Raw genomic sequence first — 26,644 nt, forward strand, 5'->3', positions numbered from 1 at the left:
AGCGCGGATGAGATCGGTTGCGAAGTCGATCAGAAGGGGCATCTCCGCCGCGCTGCGGTCATGAAGCAAAGCCGCCGCTTATCCCCGTTAGGGTTGAGAGGCTGGTCAATCACCTCTGAGCTCCGTGACGCACTGCTGATGCCCTGCTGATCAAATTGTCGAAGCAAGTCGCGTGCCGGATAGGCGTACCCATGGCGCTGCACCAAGCAATGCCAGCCTGCACTAGGCCCGCCGCTGATGATCACCTGTCCATCATTTTTAGGACAACGTCCGACAACCGACATCCGTGGTCGGTTTGTCGAGTCCGCGACATCGGACTGTTCGGCTTGGCTGCTGCTGCACTGCCTTCCGGTCGACGAGCGAGGAGATCGCTCGCACGGCCCGGATTGAGCAACGACGCGATCCAGCGCAAGGATCGGGTGCGGTCCGACAATACCCGGCGGCGCTTGCGCGCGATGATCGAAATTATCAACAAGGTCGAGCCGCGCTTCGTTGTATCGCTCGCAGCCGCTGCAAGGATTTCCGGCTAGACGGCGATGCACTCGTGCGCAGCGGTCCGGCGACGACTAGCTTGACTGTATCGATGCCGTCGATTCCGGCGTGCATCATCTGACCGTGCGTATGCGCTACGACGGCAAGCTTTTCCGCACATGGACCTAAATTTCCTCGCGAGCCGCTGTCGGGACGTGGTGCCGAGTCCTATGGCGGCCGGTTCAATCCGAGGGCTTGTCGGCACTCTACACATCCCTGTAGGTCGGACCGGGAACACGTGGCAGACTCTCGGCCAGAAACCGCCAGTCGCTGCGCTCGCGTTCGCCTTCCTTGCGCGTGCCGAAGAACTGGATGATCATCTTGCCGTCGGCGCCATAGGCTTCAATGGACGTGACGTGACCGTCCCTCGTCGGCTTGCGCACGGCCCAGACCTCGCGGATGTGATGGGTCCTAAGATGCAGATGGAAGGTCTCGTCGAGCACATTGATCCGCGGCCCGATCTGCTTGACCGACTTGATCGGGCCGGAATGGATCTGGATGCAACCATGATTGCCGACAAAGCACATGATCGGCATCTCGTCTTCGGCCGCCTGTTGGAACAGGGCGCCAACGGCATCATTGTCGAGCAGCCAGGCGTAATCCTCGTCGGCCATACGCATCGCCTGGCAGCGGCTGAGCTTCAGTGCCTTCAACATATGGTAGAACTGATGCACGTCGCTCAGCCGGCTCCAGTGCTCGCGTAGGTCGTCGACCGTGGCGGCTTGGTCTGGACTCACTGCGTTATCGCGCGCCCCGCTCGCCTCGACCGATATGATCGGCTCCTGGTCGGAGGATGCGAGCTCTGCCGCCAGATTCTGATAGGCCTGCAGGTTCGAGGCGGGCCTGAGATGTACTTTGTGCATCGCCTCGCCGGTGGCATCAAAGAATTGCAGGCTGCGGCGGATCTCGGCTCCCTCGCGCTTCTCGACGGCGAAGCCATACGCCCACGCTTTCGGGAAGATGCGCAGGTCGATCTCGTCGCCGAGCACCATGGCATGCGGGTTGCCGGTGACCACTTTGTCGTAGACGCCGATCTTTTGGTGCACGGCACTTTGGTTGCGGGTGACCGCCATCACCTCGCCGACCGCTTCGAGGCCGGTCAGCAGATCATCGACGCGCGGCTCGATGCGCACCGCGCCGTGACCACAATGCGCCGCGACCAATTCGGCTTCCGAAATGCCCAATCGAGCGGCGAGATCATGCTCCCGGATTTTCGGATTGTCTTCGCACGCCCGCCGGATTTCGTCCGGCGACGGTTTCTCGCGCTGGTCCATGTCTTACCCCTGCTTCCACCTACGTGTGAGGATCAGCTGCCCTGCCGGTGAATCTTCAGCCGATAGGGCGCGCCGTAATGCTCGACCCTGATCTGCTGCTGGCCCGTGAACAAAGTGTCGCTGGACAGCGTGCGCACGTCGTCGCACCCGCGCGAAAACCGGGGGTGCTATCGGAGCGGCGAGACCCGAGTGACACGAGCAGGCACATGCCGATGGAATCACATCGAGCCGGTCGGTGGCCACCGGGCGGTGGTGAGCGATTGTGGGTGTTGTCGCAATCGGCCAATCGGTCATTCGGATGCCACGGGCGGCGCTGCTTCGCCAAACAAAGCGTGTCTGACCCAGTCCTGACATGTTGCTCCCTTGCTTCGCCGCATCGATCGCGAGGGCACCCACGACACGATTGTGGATCGGCAGTCTCTTGCCGCCTCGCCAGTGGAGCTTCAAAAACCGTGCCAATTGCGCCGAAGCAAGCTCAGAAGGAGTCTTCTGTAATGGTCATTGGTTTAATGTGAGTTCAGCCAACAACTCAGGCCCAACATCCCGCGTGGCGGACCCGACAAACCCGACAGTACGTGTCGGTTGGCCGACACCTTCGCAGCAATGGACTCACAAGAACCACCGCAGTGTCAGAGATGCCGCGCTGTGTTGAAACGTTTTTTCGCTTTGGCACGGTGCATGCAACTGATGCGCAAGCAGGTCCCGGACTGAGGAGAATGGAGCCATGATTACGCTCACCGACAACGCTGTTGCCGCCATCAAGACTGCTCTTTCCCGCGCCAGCGAGCCGGCGGAAGGCTTTCGCATCATGGTCCAGGCCGGCGGCTGCGCCGGCTTCAAATACTTAATGGGCCTGGAGAGCGTGTCGCGCGAGGGCGACGCGATCACCGAAACAGATGGGATCAAGCTGTTCGTGGACGCGGGCTCCCAACCGCATGTCGCCGGCATGACCGTCGACTTCCTCACCGGGCTCGAATCTTCCGGCTTTGTCTTCGATAACCCCAACGCGCGCGAGAAGTGCGGCTGCGGCAAGTCCTTCAGTTGATCGCCCGAAGCGCCTGTGCGGGTCCATGAAGCGATTGCCGCCGACGGACTCATTTGCGGCAGAGGAGGCTTATATGGCCGGCACAACAGATGTCCCCGTCCTCAAGAACAAGGCAAGGTCGAAGCCGATCTTGGGACCGGCAATCGCTTCCGGTGGGATGCAAAGAACGTCGCCTCCCGAAACAGTTCGGTTCCTGGTGGCACCCAAGCTGCTGGCGGCCAAATCGCGCCGCTGCGCCAAATTCGGCTTATCGATAACGTTGTCGTGTTCGGGTGTCCTTACCTGCGGGCTGACGGCGGCCACTGCGGACATGTCGACGCCGATCCGGTCTACGTCAAACTCTCGGGCGTCCGCGCCGGCTGCCAGTTCGGGCCCATCATCATCAACGGCATACGCCAGAGGCTCAATGAGGCGGTCGCGCGCTCGCGTCATTCCGGTCAACTGAGGATCGCACATGAAACCCGTCTACCTCGACAACAACGCAACCACACGGGTCGATCCTGAGGTCGTGCAAGCGATGTTGCCGTTCTTTAGGGATCAATTCGGCAACCCTTCGTCGGCGCACGCTCTTGGCGCCTCAGTCAGTGCGGCGGTGAGAAAGGCGCGGAGGCAGTTGCAAGCTCTGATCGGCGCGGAGTTCGACGATGAGATCACCTTCACCTCGGGTGGGACAGAAAGCGACAATGCAGCGCTTCTTTCGGCGCTCGAGGCGGCGCCCAACCGAACCGAGATCGTGACGTCCGCGGTCGAGCATCCCGCCGTGCTTACGCTCTGCGCGCATCTTGAGAAGACCCGCCGCGTCAAGGTGCACAGGATCCCGGTGGATTGCCGTGGCCGGCTCGACCTCGACGCCTATATGGCCGCCCTCACCCCACAGGTGGCAATCGTCTCGATAATGTGGGCGAACAATGAGACTGGTGTGATCTTCCCCGTGGCCAGGCTTGCCGAGTTGGCCAAGGAAGTGGGCGCCCTTTTCCATACCGATGCTGTGCAGGCGGTCGGCAAGCTTCCGATGGACCTGAAGTCGACCGCAATCGACATGCTGTCGCTCTCCGGCCACAAGCTGCACGGGCCGAAAGGGATCGGCGCGCTTTTCGTAAAACGTGGCGTCAATTTCCACTCGCTGATCAAGGGGGGCCACCAAGAACACAACCGGCGTGCTGGCACCGAGAATACGCCCGGCATAGTCGGGCTCGGCATGGCGGCCGAACTCGCCTTGAAATTCATGGACGACGAGACCACACGGGTAAAGTCGCTCCGCGACCGTTTAGAGGACGGGATTCTCCAGCGCATCCCAAGCACCTGTGTCACTGGAGATCCCCTGGAACGGTTGCCCAACACCGCAAACATCTCCTTCGAACATGTCGAAAGTGATGGAATTCCACTCCTCCTCAGCCGCGTGGGCATCGCGTGTTCCTCCGGCTCTGCCTGCACCTCCGGCTCTCTGGAACCGAGCCATGTCCTGAGCGCGATGAAAACGCCACACGCGGCAGTCCGCTTCTCCTTGGCGCGGGACAACGGCGAAGCGGACGTCGACCGGGTGCTCGAGGTCATGCCGGCAATCGTGGAGAAGCTGCGTGGCTTTCCCAGTTCTGGGCCGGGTAAGCGAAGCTCCGAAGACGTTCAATCCGGTCTATGCCTGAGCGGCAGCAGAACAGGCTACCGTTCATGACCCGTCATGTCTTTCTCAACGATACGACCTTGCGCGATGGCGAGCAGGCGCCCGGCGTCGCCTTTACCACGACGGAAAAGCTGGAGATCGCCGAGTCTCTTGCGGCGGCCGGCGTCACAGAGATCGAGATCGGCACGCCGGTATGGGCGCCGACGAGATCGAAACAATTCGCGCCGCGGTCGAGCGACGTCTCCCGGTTCGGCTCATGGCCTGGTGCCGGATGACGTCGTTGGATTTCGATGCAGCGATCGAGAGCGGCGTCCACGCCGTCAATCTATCGCTGCCTGCGTCGGACATCCAACTTGCCGCCAAGCTCGGCCTCGATAAGGCGGGAGCGCTCCATGTCATCGAGCATATGGTCAGGCGCGCAGCCGCCGCCGGCTTCTTCGTCGCGGTGGGCTGCGAGGATGCCTCGCGGGCCAATCGGGATCATCTCGCCCGCGTCATCGAGACGGCTGCACGCGCCGGCGCAAGCCGCGTCAGGCTAGCCGACACAGTCGGGGTTCTCGACCCGTTTTCGACCTTCGAACTTGTCGCCCAGCTCGTGGCGCAGTCTCCAATCGACCTTGAATTTCATGCGCACAACGATCTCGGACTTGCTGCCGCCAACACGCTGGCCGCGATCCGCGCAGGCGCGCGCCATGCGTCCGTCACCGTCCTGGGGCTCGGTGAGCGTGCGGGCAATGCCGCGCTGGAAGAGGTGGCCGCCGCGATGGCGGTCTTCGACGGCGCGGATACCGGCATCGAGCTGACCGCATTGCCCGACCTCGCCGCCCAGGTGGCTTGGGCTGCCCGCCGGCAGACCGCGGCCATTAAGCCGGTCGTCGGCGCCGATGTTTTCACCCACGAATCCGGCATTCACGTCGCAGGGCTGCTGAAGGACTCGCGTACTTATCAGGGGCTCGATCCGGCTCTCGTGGGCCGCTGCCGGCGTATCGTCATCGGCAAGCATTCCGGCGCCACTGCGATTGCCCATGTGCTGAGCGAAAGCGGTCGCGATCTCGACCCGGATCTGGCAGCCGCGATGGTGGCCCGCGTCCGGCGCGAGGCGGCCGAGACCAAATCGACCGTCACTGCAACTCAACTGGTCGAGCTCTACGATGAATGTGCAGCGAGGCATCCCTCGCGGAGCTGTGCGGGTCCAGGTCAGCCGTGCGCGAGCGCACCGACACCACAGTTTTCCGACCAGGGAGAATGCAATGAATTGTTCCGCTGACAGCCGCCCCATCAATGTCACCGACATCCTCGCACGACTGAAGCGCCTGTCGGCTGCGGAGGAGTTCTTCGCAGTCCTTGGCGTCTCCTATGATCCGAAGGTGCTGAATGTCTCGCGGCTCCATATCATGAAGCGCGTGGGCCAATACCTTGCCGAAGAAGATTTCTCCGGTCTGCCCGACCAGGTGATTGCCGCGCGGGTGCGCGCGACGCTCGAACGCGCTTACGAGGACTTCGCGATTTCCTCGCCGCTCACGCATCGGGTCTTCAAGGTGCTCAAAGACCACGATCCGAACAAACCTGCCACGCCGGGCCGCACCTTTGTCCCGTTCGACTCCGTACTGAAGCGGTTCGGACAGGAATGACCGCGACACGGGTTGCGACGCGACAATGTCGAGAAGCCGACAAATCCGGTCATCACCACGGCGTCCTCAGAAGCAACCAAGCTAAGTTCTAGGAATAGGGGGCAGCGAAAAACAGTTGGCACGAATGATGCGCACCAAAGAGATAACCGCCAAGCCCCCATCCGGACAGGAGCCTAGAGAAACCGCCAATGCACATCGTAATCTGCATCAAGCAGGTGCCGGACTCGGCACAGATAAGGGTCCATCCGGTGACGAACACGATCATGCGCCAGGGTGTTCCGACCATCATCAACCCTTACGACCTGTTCGCCCTCGAAGAAGCCCTCAGACTGCGCGACGCCTATGGTGGCGAAGTCACCGTGCTCACTATGGGTCCGCCCATGGCAGAGGACGCGCTGCGCAAGGCGCTCGGTTACGGCGCCGACCGAGCGGTGCTCTTGACCGACCGCTATTTTGCCGGCTCCGACACGCTGGCGACCTCGTTCGCCCTTTCCCAGGCAATCGCGAAGGTTGGCGAGACGTTCGGCACGCCAGACCTCGTCTTCACCGGCAAGCAGACGATCGATGGCGACACCGCCCAGGTCGGGCCCGGCATCGCCAAGCGCCTCGGACTCCTGCAACTGACCTATGTCGCGAAGATCGCCTCTATTGACCTTGCTGCACGCGAGATCAGGGTCGAGCGCCGCTCCGAAGGCGGCACACAGATGCTGAAGAGCAGGCTCCCTTGCCTCATCACCATGCTGGAAGGCACAAACGAGATCCGCCGGGGCTCGATCCAGGACGCCCTGTGCGCCGCGCGCAGCCAGGTCTTGAAATGGAGTGCGGCCGACGCCGGCATTGAGGATCTCACCAAATGCGGCCTGCGCGGTTCACCGACGGTGGTCAAGCGCGTTTTCGCGCCTCCTGCGCGAGCGGAAAAGGCGACAAAAATCGACACCGCCGAGATGGCCTTGCGCGATGTCGCTGACGAACTCATCACGGCAATCTTCACCCGCCAGCCGGCATTGGAACATGAGCTCGCCTTCAACGGCGGCGCGTGAGAGGGCAAGGAGCAGACGATGTCGACCGCGAACCGAGAAACCCCTCGCCCTGCCGCCGGCCGTGCCGGCATAAAGAAGGAGCTGCCCGCACATTTCAAGGACTACCGGCACATTTGGGTTTTCATCGAACTCGAACGCGGCCAGGTCCATCCCGTATCATTCGAACTGCTCGGCGAAGGCCGCAAGTTAGCAGACAAGCTTCAGGTCCAGCTTGCAGGCGTCGTGCTTGGACCGCCGGGAGAGGCCATCGGGAACGCCGTTGCCGAAGCGTTCGCTTATGGCGCCGACCTTGTCTACATCGTCGAGGCGCCGTTGCTCGCCGACTATCGGAACGAGCCATTCACCAAGGCGATGACGGATCTGGTCAATACCCACAAACCCGAGATCCTTCTTCTCGGTGCCACCACACTCGGCAGGGATCTTGCCGGCTCCGTGGCGACGACCTTGCAGACAGGGCTCACGGCCGACTGCACCGAACTTGATGTGGATACCGACGGTTCGCTCGCCGCCACCCGTCCGACTTTCGGCGGTTCCTTGCTGTGCACGATCTATACGCTCAATTTCCGCCCCCAGATGGCGACAGTGCGACCGAGGGTCATGCCCATGCCGCCGCGGGCGGATAAACCGGTCGGGCGTGTCATCCGGCACAAGCTCTCGGTAGCCGAGGACGAGATCGTTACCAAAGTCCTGGGCTTCCTGCCGGATAGTCAGTCGGCAAAGGCAAATCTTGCCTATGCCGACGTCGTGGTTGCGGGAGGCCTCGGTCTTGGAGCGGCGGAGAACCTGCAGCTTGTGAAGAATCTCGCGCGGGCAATTGGTGCCGAGCATGGCTGTTCGCGCCCGTTGGTCCAGAAGAGCTGGATGCCGGCTGATCGGCAGATCGGCCAAACTGGCAAGACCATCCGGCCGAAGCTTTACATAGCGGCGGGGATTTCCGGCGCCGTCCAGCATCGGGTTGGCGTCGAGGGGGCGGATCTCATCGTGGCCATCAACACCGACCCGAACGCGCCGATTTTCGATTTCGCTCACCTCGGGATCGTCACCGACGCGATCCGCTTCCTGCCCGCACTGACGGAAGCCTTCACCCGGCGGCTGTCGCCCCACAGTCGCGACAAGCTTGCGAGCTAAGGGATGGACATGATTGAGGAACAATTCGACGCCATTGTTATTGGGGCCGGCATGTCCGGAAACGCAGCTGCTTACACCATGGCCAGCCACGGCCTGAAGGTGCTGCAGTTGGAGCGGGGTGAATATCCGGGCTCCAAGAATGTCCAGGGTGCCATCATGTACGCGAACATGCTGGAGAAGATCATCCCGGATTTCCGGGACGATGCGCCTCTCGAGCGGCATTTGGTTGAACAGCGGCTTTGGGTGATGGACGACACATCCCATACCGGGATTCACTATCGGTCGGACGACTTCAATGAGGCGAAGCCCAACCGCTACACGATCATCCGTGCCCAGTTCGATAAATGGTTTTCACGTAAGGTGCGCGAGGCCGGCGCGACGGTTCTGTGCGAGACGACCGTGACGGAACTCATCCGTGACGCCAAGGACAGGGTGATCGGCGTCCGCACAGACCGGGCCGGCGGAGCCATCTACGCGGACGTGGTCGTCCTCGCAGAAGGTGTCTGCGGACTGCTTGGCACGCGGGCCGGCCTGCGCGAGATGCCGAAGCCGCAAACCGTGGCGCTCGCCGTCAAGGAAATGCATTTCCTGCCCGAAGAGGTCATTGAGCAGCGGTTCGGCCTCAAAGGCGATGAAGGCTGCGTGATCGAGGCGGTGGGCACGACCTCCCGCAGCATGGCCGGGCTCGGCTTCCTCTACACCAACAAGGAGTCGATCTCACTGGGCATTGGCTGCCTCGTCTCCGATTTCGCCGCGATGGTCGAGAGCCCTTACGTCCTCCTCGACGCCTTAAAAACCCATCCTTCGATCCGGCCGCTGATCGCCGGCTCGGAAGTGAAAGAATATTCCGCGCATCTCATTCCCGAAGGCGGCTACAAGGCTATTCCGCAGCTCTTTGGCGACGGTTGGGTCGTGGTCGGCGATGCCGCGCAACTGAACAACGCCATTCACCGCGAGGGTTCGAACCTCGCCATGACCTCCGGCCGCATCGCGGCTGAGGCAATCATCGAGGTCAAGAGCCGCAACGGTCCTATGACCAAACGGAATCTCGCCCTTTACAAAGCCATGCTGGACAAGTCCTTCGTGGTCAAGGACCTAAGGAAATACAAAGACATGCCGGCCTTGCTCCACACCAATTCCTGCAATTACTTCACGGCTTATCCGCGGTTGATGTCGCAAGCCGCGCAGAACTTCATGCGTGTCGACGGCACGCCGAAGATCGAGAAGGAAAAGGCGACCACGGCGGCCTTCATCAAGGCGCGCTCGCGCTGGGGGCTGGTCAGCGACGCGGTCCGCCTTGCATTGGCGTGGCGCTGAGGGGAGACGAAATGACGATCGCAGTGACGAAGTCACGTATCGAGGACAAGCTTTACCAGAACCGCTACTTGGTGGATTCTGGCCGTCCGCATATCAAAGTGCGACCGCACGAGAGGCCAAGCGCGAACTTGCTCGCGCTGACCCACGTCTGCCCCGCGAAATGTTATGAGTTGAACGACAAAGGTCAAGTGGAGATCACTGCCGACGGCTGCATGGAGTGCGGCACCTGCCGGATTTTGTGCGAGACCAGTGGCGAGATCGAGTGGAACTATCCACGCGGCGGCTTCGGAGTCCTCTTCAAATTCGGATGAGGACGCACGCACCGTATCAAGAGGGTCAATCTTGGTACACCTGAGGTCGCGACCAACGCCAAGTCTATCTTTGCTTGAATTGCCGCGCCACGAAGAGAAGCTCGTGAATACTGTGCTTTCACAATTCAGGCTCAGACACGAAAGGAGGAGCACTCTGGACGACAACCGCTGAGGTGTTTCCATGGCTCACGTACCGCAAGATCGGGTCGACGAGGTAGCACCTCGGGATACCCGCCCTGAACCGCCCATCAAAAGCATGCCCCAAGCAGATATCGCGCTCAGGGGACTCTACGAGATATCGAAGGTGCTGACCGCCCCCAGCGAGCTGGAGATTACGCTCGCCAATGTCGTGAACATCCTGCCTTCGTTTCTGCAGATGCGTCACGGAGCAATCGTCGTCCTGGACGCTGAAGGAGAGCCGGAGATTGCCGCAACTGCCGGCAATACCCACGCACCTCAATCAGGCACTCGCCGCGTCATACCACAGGCCATAACAGATCAAATCGTCGCTACGGGGACGCCGCTCTTCATACCGGACGTCCGCAAGTCCCAACTATTTCAGGCTGACCTTCAAACATCTTCGAGCAGCGGCACCATCCCAATTGCCTTTATCGGTATCCCGCTAAAGGCTGATCATAAAATCCTTGGGACATTGTCGATCGACCGCGCCGGAGACGGCGCCACCGACTTTCGCGACAACGAGGACACATACTTCCTGACGATGGTCGCCAACCTTGTCGGCCGGACGATCCGTCTCCATCGCATCCTGAGTACAGATCGTCAGCGGTCTGTCCATGAGCAATGCAGACCGGAGAAATCGCCCAACGAGGGGAGGACCTACGACCCTGCCCGGCATGCGGATGTCAAAATCGACGGGATCATCGGGGAAAGCCCCGCACTCAAGCAGGTGCTCGAAACCGTCTCGGTCGTAGCAGGGACCAATTCCACCGTGCTACTGCGGGGTGAAAGCGGCACCGGCAAGGAATTCTTTGCGCAAGCCATCCATAAGCTCTCACGTCGGAGGAAGAAGTCTTTCGTCAAATTGAACTGCGCCGCACTGTCTGAAAGCGTTCTGGAGTCAGAACTGTTTGGGCATGAAAAGGGCGCTTTCACGGGTGCTATCTCCCAGCGCGCCGGTCGTTTTGAATTGGCAAATGAGGGAACGCTGCTACTTGATGAAATCGGCGAGATTTCGCCGGCCTTTCAAGCCAAGCTGTTGCGTGTCTTGCAGGAAGGCGAGTTGGAGCGAGTCGGCGGCACCAAAACGCTACAGGTCGACGTGCGCCTCATATGCGCCACCAACAAGGACCTCGAGACGGCCGTCATAAAAGGGGAGTTCAGGGCCGACCTTTATTACCGCATCAATGTGGTGCCAATTATCCTGCCTCCGCTCAGAGAGCGACCCGGCGATATTCCACGCCTTGCGAACGCCTTCCTCAATCGATTCAACAAGGAGAACGATCGCGCACTCGCCTTCGCGCCGTCGGCGCTTGACCTGATCTCGCAATGCTACTTCCCTGGTAACGTCCGCGAGCTGGAGAACTGCGTCCAAAGGACGGCCACACTTGCGCGTTCAAGGACGATCACGCCATCCGATTTCGCCTGTAAGAAGAGCCAGTGCCTTTCCTGGCTCCTCTGGAAGCGAGCCGACCGCTCGAATGGCGGCAATACCATCGACGATCTCGCACGGGTCAACGCAGTGCCGGTCGGATTGCGGCTGCCGGCCAGTCGCATCGGTGCCTCCGCAGGCAACGTTTCTCCCCTTGCGGCCGGCGATCCAAACGATCCCGCTTGTCCCCCGCGTCTGACGGAACGCGATCGGCTGATCGACGCGATGGACAAGGCCGGTTGGGTTCAGGCCAGGGCGGCTCGTATGCTCGGCCTCACGCCGCGGCAAATCGGCTACGCGCTGCGCCGATATGGCATCGAGGTGAAGAAATTCTAGACGTCGTGATGACGTCAAACGTAAGCCCGAAGTAGTCTCCCTCACACCCTTCGCGCCCAAGGCTGGTAGCCTTCGCGACCCGATTTGCTTGTCCACTGTCGGAAGCCCGACAAAGGTGTGTCGGAGCAATCCGACGGAATCCGACACGAAAGCCAATTCGTGAACCAAAACCGCTCTTTGAGCTGGCATAGCTCTTGCGGTTTGAACTGCGACATTCACCCAGCAACGGAGCCGTTCGATGTCCGCACCGGCAATTTCGCTTGAGAGCCTCAGCACAACATTCGATGACCAGTTGCTTGCCACCGTGAAAGCCGGTGGCTGCGCGTCTTCGTCCTGCGGCTCGTCGATAAAGCCGGACGACACGGATCCGGCTGTCTGGGACAAGATCAAGGATCACCCCTGCTTTTCAGAAGAGGCGCATCACTATTTCGCGCGCATGCACGTCGCGGTCGCGCCCGGCTGCAATATCCAGTGCAACTACTGCAATCGCAAATATAACTGCGCCAACGAAAGCCGGCCTGGGGTGGTCTCCGAAAAGCTGACGCCCGACCAGGCGCTACGCAAGGTGATCGCGGTCGCCAACGAGGTGCCGCAGCTTTCCGTGCTCGGCATCGCCGGACCTGGCGATGCCTGTTACGACTGGAAGAAGACGAAGGCAACGTTCGAACGAGTCGCCAGGGAAATCCCAGACATCAAGTTTTGCATCTCCACGAATGGGCTCGCGCTGCCGGACCATGTCGATGAGCTTGCCGACATGAATGTCGATCACGTGACGATCACCATCAACATGGTCGACCCTGAGGTCGGTGCAAAGATCTATCCTTGGATCTTTTACGACCATCGCCGCTACGTCGGCATCGAAGCCGCCCGGATCCTGCACGAGCGGCAGATGTTGGGTCTGGAGATGCTGACCGCGCGCGGCATCCTCACCAAAATCAATTCGGTGATGATCCCCGGCGTGAACGATGAGCATCTGATCGAGGTGAATAGATGGGTCAAGGAGCGAGGCGCGTTCCTGCACAACCTCATGCCGCTGATTTCGGACCCGGCGCACGGCACGCACTACGGACTGAGCGGGCAACGCGGCCCAAACGCAATGGAGATGAAGGCTCTTCAGGATCGTGTCGAAGGCGGCGCCCAGTTGATGCGCCACTGCCGGCAGTGCCGGGCAGATGCCGTCGGCCTGCTCGGTGAGGATCGTGGCCAGGAATTCACAGTCGACCGAATTCCCGGCGAGGTCACCTACGATGCCAGCAATCGCAAGGCCTATCGGGAGCTGGTCGCGGAGGAGCGCCGTGATCACGTGGCGGCTAGGAGAGAAGCGATCGGATTGGTCAAGGCAGCGAGCCCCGGCAAGTCCCTTCTCTTCGCGGTGGCGAGCAAGGGCGGCGGCCGCGTCAATGAACATTTCGGCCATGCGAAGGAGTTCCAGGTTTACGAAGCCTCGCCGAGAGGGATCAGCTTTGTCGGGCATCGCAAGGTCGAGCAGTATTGTCTCGGCGGCTGGGGCGGAGAAGCCGCCCTGGATGGCGTCATCGCTGCGCTTGAGGGCATAGATGTCGTGCTGTGCGCCAAGATCGGAAACTGCCCGCAGGATCAGCTCGCCGACGCTGGAATCCAAGCCACCGACGCATATGCCCACGACTATATCGAGACCGCAATCAGCGCGATTTACGCGGCCGCGTCTGGGACCCCCGCACTCGCGGCGACGGCCTGAGCGCGTCTCATCCATTCGGACCAGGAGTTAAAATGGCTTTCAAGATCATCGCATCCCAATGCACCCAATGCGGCGCCTGCGAATTCGAGTGTCCCTCCGGCGCGATCAAGTTCAAAGGCGAGAGCTATGTGATCGAGCCGCAAAAGTGCACCGAATGCGAGGGGGTCTTCGATGCGCAGCAATGTGCCTCGGTATGCCCGGTGCCGAAGACCTGCGTTCCTGCGTGACGGACATTGGGCCGCCGACATGGTCGGGGATGCCTTCGCAGGACGCCTGGAACGCCTTTGTTCACAATCTGCAGCCTCAAGAGAAATCAGGGAACGGACATGTCGCTCGGACGCGAAGAGGAGGTCGAAATCCGCAGGCCTCCACGATTCATGCCGGGAGAGCGGGTACGTGCCACTCGCCACATAAAAAATGACGGCACCTATCCTGGCAGGGAGATCGGCGAAAATCTCGTGCGGAAGGGCGACGAGGGATATGTGCGCGACATTGGCACCTTTCTCCAGCAGTTCTTCATCTATGCGGTCGAATGGGTCGACCGTGGCACCGTCGTCGGCATGCGAGCGCGTGAACTGATGAGCCTCGACAACGCCGAGGCGCCCTGCAGTGCTGAAAGCAATACCAATGAAGGGACGGCCAGATGAAAGTCATGATCCGCAGGACCGAGGCTGGCTTGTCGGCGTATGTCCCGAAGAAGGACCTCGAAGAGCCGATCATCAAGCTCGAGAAGGAAGAGTTGTGGGGCGGAACTGTGACGCTCAGGAACGGGTGGCGGCTCCTCCTACCCGATCTTCCACGGGATACGCGTCTGCCGATCACCGTCGAGGCAAGGAAGGTTTCCGAAGAGGACTGATGCTGCCCCTTGATAGGTGCGTCGCGAGGAAACGAGCATGAACACGATCCTGACATCGGGCCACCTCGTCATCGTGCGGGACAGTTTTGCCGAAAAGCTGCTTGACCTGGCGAAGGAAGCGCTCGCCGCCGATGAGGTGATCCCCTATCTCGGTCCGGGTCTTCTTGGGTTCAACTGTGCGGAACCGCCTGTGCCGCATACGCCGGAGGTCGTTGCCGCGGCACTCAATGCGCGGGCGCCAGCCCCTTCCAGGATCCGCACCAATATGTGGTCGGTTGCGCAGTTCATCGAACAGCGCCGGCATCGCCGGACGCTGCAAGCTTGGATGACCGACATATTCGCAGCGCCGGTGGCGCCGACCCTCCTCCACGCCTGGCTCGCAAGGCTGCCGCTCTCCCTCATCGTCGACAGCTGGTACGACGGCGCGATGCGCACGGCTCTCGTAGAGACCGGCCGAACGGACGTCGTTGAGATACAGGGCGTCACGCGGGCGAACGAAATCGGTAACATTTGGACGAAAACCTACGATTTGTCCGGGAGGGAACTCGACCCCCGATCGGGGGCCAAGACGGTTCTCTATACGCCTCACGGGAGTATTAGGCCGGCGCAAAACTTTCTCGTCGCAGATTCCGACTATGTCGAAGTTCTGACCGAAATCGATATCCAGACACCGATCCCAGACGTGGTGAAGGAACGGCGCATCACCCGTGGATTTTTCTTCGTTGGCTGCCGCTTCAACGATCAGATGCTGCGCACCTACGCCAGGCAGATCATGAAGCGCTCCCGAGGTCCATATTGCGCGGTAATGGACGCGGAAACGCTGACCAGAAACGAAGCGCGTTTCCTTGCGGCAAGCGGAATCACGGTGATCGACATGCCAGTAAGTGAAGCCGCGGCTCGGCTTATAGGAACGCGCACTGCTGCAGGTGGTGGACAGGATTAACAATGGCGGGCCCCTTTGATGATTGGTCCTTCGGCTTGCCTCGAAGGCGCAAAATGCAGTCGGGAATAGACCCGTGAGCAGTGATGCTATCGGCAGCGCAACGAACGCTCTGAATTCGTTGACCCATGTGGAAGCGGCGCGCTGGGGCCAGGATTTGAGTACGCTGTTGCGCATCACGCGTATGAATTTGCGGCATCCCTGGCAGGTCGCCTTCGCTATGGGCTCGACGGTCCTGGCGGCAATCCTCCAGTTGCTCATTCCCCAGCTTCTCGGCCGGGCCGTCGACCTGACCCAGACAGCCATCGGGGGCGGTGTCGCGGGGACCGCGGCAGGACAAGCGCTCTGGATCCCGGCTCTCCTGCTGCTCGCCGTCAGCGCGCTACGCGGCCTTTTCACGATGGCGCAGAACTATTTTGCCGAAGCCGTCGGGCATCATGTCGCGTACGAACTGCGGCTCGCCTACTACGACAAGATCCAGCGTCTCAGCTTTTCCTTTCACGACCGGGTCCATTCAGGCGATCTGATCACCATCGGAATGCTCGATCTCCAAGGCGTGCGGATGTATTTTTCCACCGCGCTCGTTCGCGTGCTCCTGCTCACCATGCTGATCGGGATCGGCGCCTACATGATGATCTCGACCGATCCCATGCTCGGCCTGGTCGCGCTGAGCTTCGTGCCTTTTGTCGCCTGGCGCTCATCGGCCACACAGCTTAGGCTGCGCGCCACCTGGCTCGACCTGCATGAGCGGCTTTCAGTACTAAGCCGCGTGATGGAGGAAAATCTCGCAGGCATCCGCGTGGTCCGCGCTTTTGCGGCTCAAGCCTATGAGATGCTGAAGTTCGACGGCGCTTCCAAGAACGCGCTCGACCTCGCCCACGACCGAGTTGACATCTACGTGCCCAGCACGTCGGCGATGACCTTGTCCTTCTTTTTCGCAATGGGATTGGTGCTCTGGATCGGTGGCAGCAAGCTCGTCGCTGGCGAGATAAGCGTCGGAACGGTGGCGACCTTCCTGACCTTCATGACAATCCTGCAAATGCCAGTCCGCCAGATCGGCCTCATGGTCAATGCCTTTGCCCGCGCTTCTAGCTGCGGTTCGCGGCTTTTCGGTCTCCTCGACCAGGAGATCACAATCAGGGATGCTCTCGAGGCCAGACCGCTCGAGATAAGCGACGGCACTCTGCGCTTCCACAATGTCTCGTTTGCGTACCCCAGCGCCGAAAACCGCGCCATTCTGAAGAACGTCAGCTTTGAGGCCCGTAGAGGCGAGACGATCGCGATCGTCGGTCCGCCGGGTTCGGGCAAATCGACGATAGCTCATCTGGTCCCCCGCTTTTATGACGTGACCGGTGGCGCCATCACGCTGGACGGCCAGGACATACGCAATGTCACCCTCGCGACGCTTCGCAAGGCGGTCGCCGTCGTACAGCAGGATGCATTCCTATTCACCACTACGATCGAGAACAACATCGCTTATGGCGATCCCTGGGCGAAGAGACAGCGAATCGAACGCGCTGGCGAATTCGCCCAGCTCCACAACTACATCCTCGGGCTCCCAGCGGGCTACGAGACGGTCGTGGGCGAACGCGGCGTCTCTCTCTCTGGCGGCCAGCGCCAGCGTCTCACGATTGCTCGCAACATGATGCTGCGCCCCTCCGTCGTCGTTTTCGACGACTCAACGGCCGCGATCGATGCCGGCACCGAGCAGCGCATCCGCGCGGCGATGCGTCGCTTCGCCAAGGATCGGGTGACGATCATCATCGCGCACCGGCTGAGTGCGCTTGTGCATGCCGATCAGATCCTTTTTGTCGATAACGGCGAAATCGTAGAACGCGGCACGCATCAAGAGCTTTTGGCGAAGCGGGGACGCTACAGGGCCCTTTACGATCTCCAGACGCGCCCGGGTGATGACAATATGACCCAGTATGGGGGCGCCCGCTGATGGCGCAGGGCCGCGCCGGCGAAGTCGAAGCCGAACGTGACGACGGTAGACGCCCTCCGCGCGCGGTTGTCGGCTCGCACCGCATCGAGGAGGAGATGTTCGGCCGGGCTTTCGACAAGAGCATCCTCCGGCGCATCTGGGCTTTCGTCCGTCCCTATCGGGCCAGGGTAGTCATCACGATTGCAGCAATGCTGATCTTCACCGGGACGCAGCTTCTCATCCCGTTGATCATCCGCTACGCGCTCGACCAGGGCATGAACCCGGCAAGGACCGATCGCTCAGCCCAGCTTGCGGCCATCGGCGCGTTCGTTTTGGCGATTTTGGTCAATTTCGCTGCCGGCTACATGCAGGAAACCGTGGTTGGGAAAGTGGCCGAAACTGTCCTGTTCGACATCCGCCGCGCCATGTTTGGCCATCTGCAGAAGGTTTCGCTCTCCTTCATGGACAAGACCGAGGTCGGACGCCTCATGTCGCGCCTGCAAGGCGACGTCAACTCCATACAGGAATTCCTCGAAACCTCGGTATATTCCGTAGGCGATGTTGCGCTTCTCTTCGGCATCGTTTTCGTAATGCTGTGCCTCGACTTCCGCCTCGGCCTCTTGACGCTCTCGGTTCTGCCGGTCCTGGTGATCGTCCGCATTGTCTGGCTGCCGCGTGCCCGCGACGCCTTCATGGCCGCACACGAGACTAATTCCGTCGTCAACGGCGCGCTGGCCGAAGCCATTCACGGCGTGCGCACCGTCCAGTCAATGGACCGCCAGCAGGTGAATTTCATCCTTTTTGACGACAAGGCCCATGCCAACCTCAGGACCCACCTGATCGCTGCCAAATATGCACTGGTCATGGTGCCTATCGTCGATGGCCTCACCGGCCTCGCCATGGCCGCCGTTATTGTGGTCGGCGGCTCGATGGTCATGAATGGCCGCATAGATGTGGGCGTATTGGTTGCCTACCTATTTTACATCCAGCGCTTCTTTGACCCGATCCGCTCACTCACCCTGCAATATTCGGTCATGCAGCGCGCCATGGCCTCAGGCAAGCGCCTGACCGATGTGCTCGACGTCAAGATCGATGTTCAGGACAAACCCAATGCCGAGGTGCTTTCGCCCGAAATGGACGGCTCGGTCGAGTTCAGGGACGTCACCTTCGGCTACAATCCGAACCGTTCGGTGCTGAAAAATGTCTCCTTCCGGGTCAATCCCGGCGAGACGGTCGCACTGGTCGGGCCGAGCGGTTCTGGCAAATCGAGCGCGATGGCCCTGGTCCACCGCTTCTATGATGTTCAGCAGGGCCAAGTGCTGGTCGGCGGACATGATGTGCGCGATCTCACCCAGGAATCGCTCGGCCGCCAGGTCGCCATGGTGCTGCAGGAGCCGTTCCTGTTCACCGGGACGGTCTTCGAGAACATTCGATACCACAAGACGGAAGCCACGCGCGACAAGGTGATCGAGGCCGCCAAGGCGGTCGGCGCCCACGACTTCATAATGAGCCTCGCCGACGGGTATGAGACCCAACTTGGCGAACGCGGCGACAACTTATCTCTCGGCCAGCGCCAGCTTATCAGTTTCGCGCGCGCCCTCGTCGCCGACGCCAAGATCCTCGTGCTCGACGAAGCTACCGCCAACATCGACAGCTACACGGAAATGCAGATTCAGAAGGCTCTGATAAAGCTGCTTGAAGGGCGCACTGGCCTCGTCATCGCCCACCGTCTTGCCACGATCCGGGGTGCCGACCGCATCATCGTGCTTCAGAATGGCCAAGTTATTGCGACTGGCAACCACGATCAGCTAATAGCCATGGGGGGCCTGTATTCCAAACTCTACAATCTCAACTACGCCTCCTTCGACGATATTCCAGAACACGATACGACCGTACAAGCCGGCTCCCAGACCTGACGTCTTGGCGGCCTTGTGGTACTGACATTGACTTCGGGCGTGCCGGCGGACACTCAGGCCGCCGCAGACGAGGAAGCAGGCAGCATTCATGCAAAGCACTCGCGCGGATCGTGAAGACCGGCTGCGAACGATTTCCTCCAGCGTCGTTATCCGACCGCGGTGCACGCCGCGACATCGGGCGAACTCGCTCCAGGTGGTGTCGCTCGGCGTAGCAAAGCCGCTCGCGAGCGCGCCCTCAACAGCGCCGTAGCGAGTGACGGCTTTGCTACCGCCGAGCCGCTGATGAAGCTGGATGCGGGAGCCGCCACCGGCGCCGCCCCGGTCGAGAAGAACCTCTTGCGGCGGGCTATGGGCAACGACTAGCGCGAGCGCGACGAGCAGATGCGTGCCGGCATCGTGACGCGCTCGGCCATCATCTCCTTAGGATCGTGCAGTCTCACACCGTGCCCAGATGCCGGCCAACGCACAAACCTGGTAATCTGTGCCGCCGGCTCGTCGTCAGTTTGGCCTCCCTCACGATTTCCCAATCCCCACCACGTGCACGCTCGAGCAATGTGAGGGAGCGCTGTTACAACGATTTACCTTCGGATCAGACCGCGAATTTCATGGTCAGCCAAGTCGAGCCATGATTTCGGATTGAATGGTCGTCGCGGTGTATAGGGAAGCATCTAGCGGCAGATTCCCAAATGCCAGTTGACAAAGAAGGTAGTTAGCACCTGCCTCTTCCAACTGACTGAGCAGAGCTTCTCGCACAGACGCTGCTGATCCTACCACGCACAATTCACTCTCGACTGCCGCATCGAAGGTCAGCGGCAGGTTGGGTGGAGTGGGGATAGCGTTAAGCTCGTAAAGGAATTGGAAGCTCTTGAGCCATCGTTCGTAAGCAGGTGCCGCGAGCGAATAGGCATGTGTGTCACAACGCCCAACCACGACCATGCGGAGCAATCCAACAAATGGCGCTCGATCGCCCGCGCCACTGTTGTCCTCTTGATAGGCGCGGAACGCATCAGTAGTTTTGCGAACAGAAGAGGAAGGTCCTACACACGCGATATTTGCTCCATTCGCAGCGGCCCAGGCTGCGGACTCGGGTCGATTGGCGGCGACCCATGTCGGCGGATGTGGACGCTGATGAGGTCTTAGCGTCAAAGGAACGTCATTGAGCTCAAAATGGCGGCCTTGATAGCACAGCGTGCCAACCTTCATGGCATTAACAAGTATTTCAACAAGAATTTCGCTGGCTTCCGCATAGCGGCCCGGCACCGCGTCCGCACCAATCCCGAAGTAACCCAATTCGATCGGGAGAGCACCGCGCCCTATGCCCAGTTCGAGCCTGCCACCGCTCAACTGGTCCAGCATACAGATCTCTTCGAACGCACGCAGCGGATGATAAAGCGCAAGCAGCATCACCAAGGGTCCGAGACGCAGGCGCCGGGTGCGCTGGGCGACGCTCGATAAGAACAGATTCGGCGATGGACCTCTCCCATGGGGGGTACAGTGGTGCTCTGCGAGATGATAGGCATAGAACCCTAGCTGATCGCACGCCTCTGCTAATATCAGGCGATCTTCGTACTGCCGGGCGATATCGCGGCCGTCCTCGTCCAGATGATCGAAGATGCCGAAGGCTAGGTTTGAAGGAAAGACGTTTGTCACTCGATATTGTCCCCGATTTTAAAGCAGGCTGTTCTCTTGCTGGGATGACCAAGCAAGCCGAAAGATAGCAGTGTGTGATCTCGGATTAGCGTCAGCGTACCGAACAAGCAGAGCCTGACGCTCCGCTGCCCGTGGTGCTTGGTATGTTTAAGCTTCCAACTATATCGCGAGCGGCAGCAAGAAATGCATCCAATTGCTCTTTTGTGCCGATGCTGACGCGGATGCAATGTTCCAAACCATTGTCCGGAAAGTAGGCAACGAGTATCTTTTGCCTTTCCAAGGCTGCTTGCCACCATGAGCCGTCCTGTCCCGCTGGCACACGGGCTAGCAAAAAATTTGCGTGGGAGGGCGTTACGGAAAATCCAAGTTGCGACAGTGCGGCTGTCACTCGCTGTCGTTCATGTCTGATGTGCTTGTGGTTCTCTGCGTAGGCGCCGCGATGCGCAAGCACGCTGATACCAACCGCATGCCCGATCACGTTCATGTTGAAGACGTTCTGGATGTTGCGCAGCCTGCCAATAATCTCAGGGTGACCGAAACCGAAACCGACGCGAATGCCGGCGGCGGCATAGCTCTTCGAAAATGTTCTCAAGATCAGAAGGTTCGAATAACGGTTGATGAGGCGCAGCCCGTGATCGGGTGCAAAGTCGACGTAGGCCTCATCAAGGACGACCAGGCGATCCGATTGTGCCACGAGGCGTTCGATATTGCTTATCGAGAGGAATGTTCCGGTCGGATTGTTTGGATTGGCCACCAGAATGAACTTGGCGTCTTTTGCCGGACCGGAAAGCAATTGCTCCATTGGCAGCGAATGAGTTTGACATCCGATCTCGAGAAACTCAGCACCATGCAACATGGCAAGTTTGCGGTTGAACGAAAACCCTGGCGATATCATCGCCACCTTGTCGCCAGGGGCGAGGAAAGCTCTGTAGATGAGTCCGAGCAGTTCAGACGACCCGTTGCCTGCGATGACCTGATCCGTGGATACCCCATAGGTATTGGACGCTGCTTCCCTCAAGCTGATGTTATCGTCGTCCGGATACAGATACTGGCGATTGAGGGCCGCCACTGCACTTTGCATTATGATTGGCGGCAACGGAAACGGGTTCTCATTCGTATTCAGCTTGACAAAACTTTCGTCCGGCGCTGGTCCGTTGGACGGCAGAGCATCTAACTGTCGCGTCCCTTGCGGAAGAGACGAAAGCACAGCTTGCAGTTTTGCATCGGACATATTTTATCTCCGTTTCAGTCGCACAGGGGCATCCGTATGAGCTCGCAACGAGAGCAACATGGCGGACGGATTGACGATGGCAGCGTCGCCTTTCACAAGATGGTCGCAACGCCGGCTGCCACGGGAATTCGGCCAGGCTGTCCTCGGTCGGATCGACTTGACGCGGACGCGGATCTGCATCCCTGCGCGGGCCAAGCCGCTAAGCGGTCTCAGCTAATCCGCCTGAGTCATGCTTTCACAGACGCTTGACCTCGATGCCGTATTTCCTCAGCACGTAGCCAATCTGGCGCGGGGTCAGTCCAAGCAGGCGCGCCGCCTTTGCCTGCACCCAGCCACATCTTTCCATGGCAGCAATGACGCGCTCGGCGTCGGTGGTCCTCGCGCCCAATGAGTGGGTTGCTCCGGCAGGCGGGACTGTGGTGGCGGCCGAACGAGCGGCCGCATCCGGAGGCGTGGCCGGATTCACTGCCTCTGGCAGGATTGGCGCTGGTTGCGGCGCGGCCTTGCCCGATCTGCTCTTCCGCAGCGCCTCGGCAAAGCATTGGTCGTGGGAGCACGCAAAGTCGTTTCTCCCGATTGATCGTCCCTCCGCCAGGATCGCTGTCCGGTGCACGCAATTTTCAAGCTCGCGAATGTTGCCGGGAAATTCACATTTCATCAGTACTTCAATCGCACGCGGATCGAAGGTCAGCGTACGGCCGTTCTCATCGTTGAAATTCTTGAGAAACTCAGCTGCGAGGAGCGGAATATCGCTGCGCCTTTGGCGTAATGCCGGCACCAGCAAGGGAACCACGTTGATGCGATAATATAGGTCGGCGCGGAACTCATTCCTTGCAACCGCCTCTTCAAGGTTCCTGTTCGTGGCGGCAATCACGCGAACGTCGACCTTGATGGTCTGGTTGCTGCCGACGCGCTCAAACTCCTGCTCCTGCAGCACGCGCAGTAGCTTTGCCTGGAAGGAGGCCGAGATCTCGCCGATCTCATCCAGAAACAACGTCCCCTTGTCGGCGAGCTCAAAGCGACCCTTGCGGGAATTGAACGCGCTTGTGAAGGCACCCTTCTCATGACCGAACAATTCGGATTCCAGGACTGTCTCTGGCAGCGCTGCACAATTGAGTTTGATGAAGGGCCGCTTGGCGCGCGGCGACAACTCGTGAATTGCCTTGGCGACCAGCTCCTTCCCGGTACCGGATTCGCCTCGCAACAGAACCGTGGTCTTTGCCTTAGCTACAACTGCGATCTTCTCGAGCAGCGCGCTTAGCGCCGGACTATCGCCAATCATTCCCTTGACGTGAACCTTCTTGCGCTGCGGTGCAGGGTGCTTGACATCAGAGAATTGCGTTTGCAGCCCATCTTCCACCTCCGTCGGTCGTTCGCGGTCGCCCGCGGAGAAGCGGTGCAACTTGACTGTCTGTCCCACCATGTTGGCTATCATGGTGAGCAGCCGGACATCATAATCGAGCCGATACGTTGACCTGCTGTCCAAGGCGCGGTCGATAGTCAGCGTGCCTACGGCGTTCCCATCAACACGAATGGGAACGCCGATGAAGGACACGGTGTCGGAGGCCCCAAGCACCTCTATGTCAGCGGCAGTGAAGGCCGAATGCACCGCTATGTTCTCGGCGACGAGCGGCGTGTCCGTCGTCACAATCAGATCGATTGCCTTGCGCGGCAGGCGCATCCGGGAGCGCTCATCGCTGTTCTCGTCGCAGCCGGTGACTACGGTGATGTCCAGTACGCCCTCAGCGTCGAAGAGAGCGATGATGCCGTGCCGCATCTGCACAAACGAGGGCAGGAGATCGACGACCTTGGCCAACGTGACTTCGAGCCGGGCGGGGTCGGTGAGTACTTTCGATATTTCGAAGATGCCGGTAAGCGCGTGCTCGTGCGATGGCACAAAAGGGACCGCGGTGTTCATCTCGGACTTTGGGTAAGCCCTTTTCGCATCCGGAAGCGAAATGCGGCACTCGCTGGCATTTTGTTCTGATTTGGGAATGTTGTGGTGCATATGATCCTCGATCTCGCGCCATGAAATGCATGCCGGCGGCATGTGCGCCCGCGACGTCGCGGGCAAGCGCGAAAATGCTCTGACGTGAACTCGTGCCACCGCCGTGTGGTCGAGTGCAAAGCGGGTCGACCCCTGACGCATCGCTTGGCTCTCCCTCCACGAAGCTTGGCCACGTTCTCGGCTTGCACGGGGGCAACCACACGTTGATTTTCAAAAGACTGGAGCGAGGCGGGATAGTCAATCGAGCTTTCTTTCATTCGTGAAAGGAAACCTCGCGGCCTATGATAGAATTCATCAGTTCTAATTTTTGTCGGCGATGTTGAACGAGAGAAATACGGCGCCGGCGATGCGGTGCCCGAGCGGCTGACCGCGCCGAGTTGCCGGGCCGTGCCAGTCACCAGCGCCTGCGAACCAGGGGCGGGAGCGATAATCACTGCCGACGACACTGGTCGGTCGCGGCAACCGCCATTTCCTCGATATTGATGACGCAGATAAGGCGGCGGCGTCGCGTGTGAAGGCGCGAAGGTGGCGGTCGAGCGCGGCTTTCTCGGCGGTGCTCGGAACTTCTGAACCGCATCGTCGCGGTCAGCACCAGCGGCGTCAATCCCTACGTCTCGACGTCGCTTTCAAGCTGTCGCTGCAGCGGGAGCGCGGCAAAGAACACGGCAATTCTGCGCCCTGGTGCCAGCGATGCGGCCCTTCCCAAAGTCGGCAAACCGAGGAGCCCGCCACGATGTGCAGCAAAACCGCAAGCCAGAGAGATCGACCGGCAATCTGCCGAAGAACATCAAGCGCGTGCTGGACGGCGGCCTTGTCATTCCCGTCTTGTGCCACCGCATTCATCCCATCATTGGCGAGCCCAACGTCAGTTCAGGTCATGCGGATCCATTTGGCATGGGTATTGCGGCGGCGTTGGTGCAGCGTTCGACCGGAGCGCCGCGATAGGGAGAAGCCCGGGAGAAGTCACGCCACCTCGATCCGGTCAGGGAGAGAGAAACAGTGTCAGCTGCACAAGTCCGCGGCGCGAGTCCCGCGCCCCGCAAACCCTTCTATGCCAAGCTTTACGCGCAGGTGCTTGCCGCCATCGCCCTAGGCGTCGCAATTGGCTATTTCTATCCGGGGACCGGCGAGAGCCTGAAGCCGCTGGGTGATGCCTTCATCAAGCTGGTCAAGATGATCATCGCGCCTGTCATCTTCCTGACAATTGCGACCGGCATTGCCGGCATGAACGATCTTCACAAGGTCGGCCGGGTCGCCGGCAAGGCAATGGTCTATTTCCTCACCTTCTCGACGCTGGCGCTGATCGTCGGCCTCATCGTCGCCAATGTCGTCCAGCCTGGCGCCGGCCTCAACATCGATCCGGCCTCGCTCGATGTCCAGGCCGTGAATACCTATGCCGCAAAGGCCCACGAGCAGTCGGTCACCGGCTTCCTGATGAACATCATCCCGCCAACGATAGTCGGCGCCTTCGCGGAAGGCGACATCCTGCAGGTGCTGTTCTTCTCGGTTCTGTTCGGCATGGCGCTCGCGATGGCCGGAGAGACGGGCAAGCCTGTCGTTTCCTTCCTTCAGGCGCTCATCGCGCCTGTCTTCAAGCTCGTCGGCATTCTGATGAAAGCCGCGCCGATCGGCGCTTTCGGCGCAATGGCCTTCACCATCGGCAGATATGGCATCGGTTCGGTCGTCAACCTCGCGATGCTGGTCGCGACGTTCTATTTCACCGCCTTCCTCTTCGTGTTCGGGGTTCTCGGCGCGGTCTGCCGCTACAACGGCTTTTCGATCTTTTCTCTCATTCGCTACATCAAGGAAGAGCTGCTGCTTGTGCTCGCAACGTCCTCCTCGGAGGCCGCGCTCCCCTCGCTCATGCAGAAGATGGAGAAGGCGGGCGCCAGGCGTTCGGTTGTGGGTCTCGTCATCCCGGCCGGATATTCGTTCAATCTGGACGGCACGAATATCTACATGACCCTGGCGGCCCTCTTCATCGCGCAGGCAACGAACACGGACCTGTCAATCGGCGATCAGGTGCTGCTGCTGCTCGTTGCGATGCTTTCCTCCAAGGGCGCTGCAGGTGTGACAGGTGCGGGCTTCATCACCCTGGCTGCTACGCTCGCCGTAATTCCGAGTGTTCCCGTTGCTGGGATGGCACTGATACTCGGCATCGACCGCTTCATGTCCGAATGCCGGGCGTTGACTAATTGCGTTGGTAACGCAGTGGCATCCCTCGTCGTCGCCCGCTGGGAAGGAGAATTGGACCAAGCGCAGATGAAAGCCGCCTTCTGCGGTCATCAGCTTGCCGAGGCATCAAACCGGCTATCCTCCGCCGAGTAAGGTCGACGCACCGCGACCGGCTTCGCCAAGCTGGTCACATGACCTGAACGATCGACTCGCAGGCTCTAAACGGCGCCTCACGGACCATGTATCAGAAGCGCTAAATGTGTGAGTGCAAATCATCGCCGCCCTAAGCGAATGAACCTTCCGTTATACCCGGCCGGTCTACGTCTGGAGTAGTCCAATACGCTGTCGATCATTCAGTATGCGGGCGTCTTCACTTTGCCCACC

General features: G+C 60.3%; 25 protein-coding genes and 2 pseudogenes. 21 read left to right on the forward strand and 6 right to left on the reverse strand.

All coding sequences use genetic code 11. The features are described 5' to 3' along the window. The first annotated feature begins 191 nt into the window (after positions 1 to 191). Positions 192 to 530 (forward strand): hypothetical protein, encoded by a 339-nt coding sequence (locus tag NKJ17_RS07255; protein ID WP_352687728.1) that lies wholly within the window; start codon positions 192 to 194, stop codon positions 528 to 530. A gap of 91 nt (positions 531 to 621) precedes the next feature. Further along, positions 622 to 750 (forward strand): annotated as a pseudogene (locus NKJ17_RS34015) (RES domain-containing protein); the annotation flags it as partial. Here the strand turns inward: NKJ17_RS34015 and NKJ17_RS07260 are convergent. Then, on the reverse strand, positions 738 to 1,805 hold the full coding sequence (locus tag NKJ17_RS07260; protein ID WP_352687729.1) for a hemin-degrading factor: 1,068 nt from the start codon (positions 1,803 to 1,805) through the stop codon (positions 738 to 740). The pseudogene NKJ17_RS34015 and the gene NKJ17_RS07260 sit on opposite strands and share 13 nt — an antisense overlap. A gap of 32 nt (positions 1,806 to 1,837) precedes the next feature. After that, entirely contained in the window at positions 1,838 to 1,942 is a 105-nt protein-coding gene (gene hemP / locus NKJ17_RS07265) for a hemin uptake protein HemP (protein ID WP_023678236.1), read from the reverse strand. A 587-nt stretch (positions 1,943 to 2,529) separates the two neighbouring features. On the opposite strand from hemP, the gene NKJ17_RS07270 reads away from it, so the two are divergent. Beyond that, positions 2,530 to 2,850 carry a HesB/IscA family protein gene (locus NKJ17_RS07270; protein WP_023678237.1) on the forward strand — a complete coding sequence of 107 codons (321 nt, stop codon included), beginning with the start codon at positions 2,530 to 2,532 and terminating at the stop codon, positions 2,848 to 2,850. 69 nt (positions 2,851 to 2,919) lie between these two features. Here the strand turns inward: NKJ17_RS07270 and NKJ17_RS07275 are convergent, their stop codons facing one another. Continuing rightward, positions 2,920 to 3,306 (reverse strand): hypothetical protein, encoded by a 387-nt coding sequence (locus NKJ17_RS07275; protein ID WP_352687731.1) that lies wholly within the window; start codon positions 3,304 to 3,306, stop codon positions 2,920 to 2,922. Between NKJ17_RS07275 and nifS the strand changes: the two genes are divergently transcribed. From nifS to NKJ17_RS07355, 16 genes and pseudogenes are all read left to right on the forward strand, one after another. Continuing rightward, a complete protein-coding gene (nifS, locus tag NKJ17_RS07280; protein WP_352687733.1) occupies positions 3,305 to 4,522 on the forward strand; it encodes a cysteine desulfurase NifS in 1,218 nt (405 codons plus the stop codon). The two genes, NKJ17_RS07275 and nifS, sit on opposite strands and share 2 nt — an antisense overlap. Beyond that, a pseudogene (gene nifV, locus NKJ17_RS07285) lies at positions 4,519 to 5,738 on the forward strand (homocitrate synthase). The gene nifS and the pseudogene nifV overlap by 4 nt, the downstream one beginning before the upstream one ends. Continuing rightward, positions 5,722 to 6,102: a nitrogenase stabilizing/protective protein NifW gene (nifW, locus tag NKJ17_RS07290; protein ID WP_352687734.1), complete on the forward strand. Its 381-nt coding sequence runs from the start codon at positions 5,722 to 5,724 to the stop codon at positions 6,100 to 6,102. Before nifV ends, nifW begins: the two are co-directional and overlap by 17 nt. A gap of 188 nt (positions 6,103 to 6,290) precedes the next feature. Continuing rightward, entirely contained in the window at positions 6,291 to 7,142 is an 852-nt protein-coding gene (locus NKJ17_RS07295) for an electron transfer flavoprotein subunit beta/FixA family protein (RefSeq protein WP_352506801.1), read from the forward strand. A gap of 18 nt (positions 7,143 to 7,160) precedes the next feature. Continuing rightward, positions 7,161 to 8,270, forward strand: a complete 1,110-nt coding sequence (locus NKJ17_RS07300) for an electron transfer flavoprotein subunit alpha/FixB family protein (RefSeq protein WP_352506800.1) — start codon at positions 7,161 to 7,163, stop codon at positions 8,268 to 8,270. Positions 8,271 to 8,279: 9 nt separating this feature from the next. Continuing rightward, positions 8,280 to 9,587: an FAD-binding protein gene (locus tag NKJ17_RS07305; protein ID WP_023678244.1), complete on the forward strand. Its 1,308-nt coding sequence runs from the start codon at positions 8,280 to 8,282 to the stop codon at positions 9,585 to 9,587. A gap of 11 nt (positions 9,588 to 9,598) precedes the next feature. Beyond that, positions 9,599 to 9,898: a ferredoxin family protein gene (locus tag NKJ17_RS07310; protein WP_352687736.1), complete on the forward strand. Its 300-nt coding sequence runs from the start codon at positions 9,599 to 9,601 to the stop codon at positions 9,896 to 9,898. A 181-nt stretch (positions 9,899 to 10,079) separates the two neighbouring features. After that, complete coding sequence (gene nifA / locus NKJ17_RS07315) at positions 10,080 to 11,843, forward strand: nif-specific transcriptional activator NifA (RefSeq protein WP_352687738.1); 1,764 nt, start codon at positions 10,080 to 10,082, stop codon at positions 11,841 to 11,843. 238 nt (positions 11,844 to 12,081) lie between these two features. Further along, positions 12,082 to 13,560 carry a nitrogenase cofactor biosynthesis protein NifB gene (gene nifB, locus NKJ17_RS07320; protein WP_352687740.1) on the forward strand — a complete coding sequence of 493 codons (1,479 nt, stop codon included), beginning with the start codon at positions 12,082 to 12,084 and terminating at the stop codon, positions 13,558 to 13,560. 32 nt (positions 13,561 to 13,592) lie between these two features. Further along, positions 13,593 to 13,787 carry a 4Fe-4S dicluster domain-containing protein gene (locus tag NKJ17_RS34020; RefSeq protein ID WP_023678248.1) on the forward strand — a complete coding sequence of 65 codons (195 nt, stop codon included), beginning with the start codon at positions 13,593 to 13,595 and terminating at the stop codon, positions 13,785 to 13,787. Between the two features lie 99 nt (positions 13,788 to 13,886). Then, entirely contained in the window at positions 13,887 to 14,207 is a 321-nt protein-coding gene (locus NKJ17_RS07330) for a nitrogen fixation protein NifZ (protein WP_352687742.1), read from the forward strand. After that, entirely contained in the window at positions 14,204 to 14,416 is a 213-nt protein-coding gene (gene nifT, locus NKJ17_RS07335; RefSeq protein ID WP_352687744.1) for a putative nitrogen fixation protein NifT, read from the forward strand. The genes NKJ17_RS07330 and nifT overlap by 4 nt, the downstream gene beginning before the upstream one ends. Positions 14,417 to 14,453: 37 nt before the next feature. Beyond that, a complete protein-coding gene (locus tag NKJ17_RS07340) occupies positions 14,454 to 15,359 on the forward strand; it encodes an SIR2 family NAD-dependent protein deacylase (protein ID WP_352687746.1) in 906 nt (301 codons plus the stop codon). A gap of 73 nt (positions 15,360 to 15,432) precedes the next feature. Further along, complete coding sequence (locus tag NKJ17_RS07345; protein ID WP_352687748.1) at positions 15,433 to 17,301, forward strand: ABC transporter ATP-binding protein; 1,869 nt, start codon at positions 15,433 to 15,435, stop codon at positions 17,299 to 17,301. After that, on the forward strand, positions 17,301 to 19,196 hold the full coding sequence (locus NKJ17_RS07350; protein ID WP_352687750.1) for an ABC transporter ATP-binding protein: 1,896 nt from the start codon (positions 17,301 to 17,303) through the stop codon (positions 19,194 to 19,196). Before NKJ17_RS07345 ends, NKJ17_RS07350 begins: the two co-directional genes overlap by 1 nt. 159 nt (positions 19,197 to 19,355) lie before the next feature. Further along, positions 19,356 to 19,559: a hypothetical protein gene (locus NKJ17_RS07355; RefSeq protein WP_352457028.1), complete on the forward strand. Its 204-nt coding sequence runs from the start codon at positions 19,356 to 19,358 to the stop codon at positions 19,557 to 19,559. 246 nt (positions 19,560 to 19,805) lie between these two features. On the opposite strand, the gene NKJ17_RS07360 is transcribed toward NKJ17_RS07355, so the two are convergent. From NKJ17_RS07360 to nifA (NKJ17_RS07370), 3 genes are all read right to left on the reverse strand, one after another. Beyond that, positions 19,806 to 20,846 carry an LLM class flavin-dependent oxidoreductase gene (locus NKJ17_RS07360; RefSeq protein WP_352687752.1) on the reverse strand — a complete coding sequence of 347 codons (1,041 nt, stop codon included), beginning with the start codon at positions 20,844 to 20,846 and terminating at the stop codon, positions 19,806 to 19,808. A gap of 91 nt (positions 20,847 to 20,937) precedes the next feature. Then, on the reverse strand, positions 20,938 to 22,077 hold the full coding sequence (gene hisC / locus NKJ17_RS07365) for a histidinol-phosphate transaminase (protein ID WP_352687754.1): 1,140 nt from the start codon (positions 22,075 to 22,077) through the stop codon (positions 20,938 to 20,940). A 235-nt stretch (positions 22,078 to 22,312) separates the two neighbouring features. After that, complete coding sequence (gene nifA, locus NKJ17_RS07370; RefSeq protein ID WP_502906531.1) at positions 22,313 to 24,085, reverse strand: nif-specific transcriptional activator NifA; 1,773 nt, start codon at positions 24,083 to 24,085, stop codon at positions 22,313 to 22,315. Between the two features lie 735 nt (positions 24,086 to 24,820). On the opposite strand from nifA (NKJ17_RS07370), the gene NKJ17_RS07375 reads away from it, so the two are divergent. Together NKJ17_RS07375 and NKJ17_RS07380 are read left to right on the forward strand one after the other, a co-directional pair. Further along, entirely contained in the window at positions 24,821 to 25,030 is a 210-nt protein-coding gene (locus NKJ17_RS07375) for a hypothetical protein (protein ID WP_352687756.1), read from the forward strand. A 54-nt stretch (positions 25,031 to 25,084) separates the two neighbouring features. Further along, a complete protein-coding gene (locus NKJ17_RS07380; protein ID WP_352687757.1) occupies positions 25,085 to 26,413 on the forward strand; it encodes a dicarboxylate/amino acid:cation symporter in 1,329 nt (442 codons plus the stop codon). The last annotated feature ends 231 nt before the right edge of the window (positions 26,414 to 26,644 follow it).

It is taken from the genome of Mesorhizobium sp. M0208 (assembly GCF_040322015.1).
Taxonomy (GTDB): Bacteria; Pseudomonadota; Alphaproteobacteria; order Rhizobiales; family Rhizobiaceae; genus Mesorhizobium.